1 protein-coding gene is annotated in these 1648 nt (G+C 75.6%); it reads left to right on the top strand.

Annotation, left to right across the window (positions count from 1 at the left end):
• The coding region (locus tag AB0G02_RS39035) for an AMP-binding protein (RefSeq protein WP_360805195.1) at positions 1–1648 on the top strand (1648 nt) is incomplete at both ends.

Here is a 1648-nt window from a genome sequence, read left to right as displayed (position 1 = left end):
GGACCTGCCCGCGCTGGAGCTGCCCACCGACCGGCCCCGGCCGCCCGTGCAGACGACGGCGGGCGCGCAGACCGAGTTCACCGTGCCGGCGGCCGTCGCGGAACGGCTGCGCGAGCTGGCGCGGGCCGTCGACGGCACGTTGTTCATGGCGCTGGTGGCGGCCTGCGAGGTGCTGTTCCACCGGTGGTCCGGGCAGGACGACTTCGCGGTGGGCACGGTGGCGTCCGGGCGGGACCGGCCGGAGACGCAGGACCTGGTCGGGTTCTTCGTCAACACGGTCGCGCTGCGGGCGCGGGTCGAGCCGACGGCGACGTTCCCGGAGTTCCTGGCCCGCACCCGCGACACCGTGCTCGACGCGTTCGCCCACCAGGACGTGCCGTTCGAGCGGGTGGTGGACGCGGTCCAGCCCGACCGCGACACCAGTCGCACGCCGCTGTTCCAGGCGGTCGTGGCGCTGCAGAACGCGCCGCAGGCCCCCGGCTTCCCCGGCGTGGTGGCCGAGGACGTGGCGCAGCCCGTGGTCAGCACCGGGTTCGACGTCACGGTGGAGTTCACCGAGGACGAGGACGGCGGGCTGCACGGGTCGGTCGAGTACAACACCGACCTGTTCGACGCGGGCACGGTCGAGCGGCTGGTCGAGCACCTGGGCGTGCTGCTGTCCGGCATCGCGGCCGACGCCGACCGCCCGCTGTGGGCGCTGCCCGTGCTGCCCGCGACCGAGCGGGACCTGCTGGAGTCGTGGGGCTCGGGCGGGCCGGGGTACCAGGGGCCGGGGCTCGTCGGGCTGGTCGAGGCGCAGGTGGCCCGCACGCCCGACGCGTTGGCCCTCACCGGCGCGGCCGACGTGACCTACGCCGAGCTGAACGCCCGCGCGAACCGGCTGGCGCACCACCTGATCGGGCTGGGCGCGGGACCGGAGCGGATCGTCGCGCTGCGGCTGCCGCGGTCGGTCGACCTGCTGGTGGCCGAGCTGGCGGTGCTCAAGACCGGTGCGGCGTTCCTGCCGGTGGACCCGGAGTACCCGGCCGACCGGATCGCGCTGATGCTCGACGACGCCCGGCCGCTGGTCGTGCTGGACGGGCCGGTGGACACCTCGGGGCAGCCCGACACCGACCCCGTGGTGGCCGTGCGACCCGAGCACCCCGCGTACGTGATCTACACGTCCGGCTCGACCGGGCGGCCCAAGGGCGTGGTCGTGTCGCACGCGGGCCTGACCACGTTCGCGACGGCCGAGATCGCGCACTTCGAGGTCACGCCGGGCGACCGGGTGCTGGAGTTCTCCTCCCCCAGCTTCGACGCGTCGGTGCTGGAGCTGTGCATGGCCTGGCCCGCGGGCGCGGCGCTGGTCGTGCCGCCGCCGGGGCCGCTGCTGGGCGACCAGCTGGTGGAGGTGGTCACCGCGTTCGGCGTCACGCACGGCCTGATCCCGCCGGTGGCGCTGGCCACCGTGCCGGACGGCGTGGAGCTGCCGACGTTCCGCACGCTGGTCGTCGGCGGCGACGCCAGCTCGGCGGAGCTGGTCCGGCGGTGGGCGCCGGGCCGACGGATGATCAACGCCTACGGCCCGACCGAGTCGACCGTGGTCGCCTCGTGGAGCGAGCCGCTGGAGGCGGGCGGCGGTGCGCCGCCGATCGGGCGGCCGATCCCC

The organism is Actinosynnema sp. NPDC023658 (genome assembly GCF_040639995.1).
Taxonomy (GTDB): Bacteria; Actinomycetota; Actinomycetes; order Mycobacteriales; family Pseudonocardiaceae; genus Actinosynnema.
Note: the sequence above shows the minus strand (reverse complement) of the source record. Positions and strands in the feature narration are given on the sequence as shown.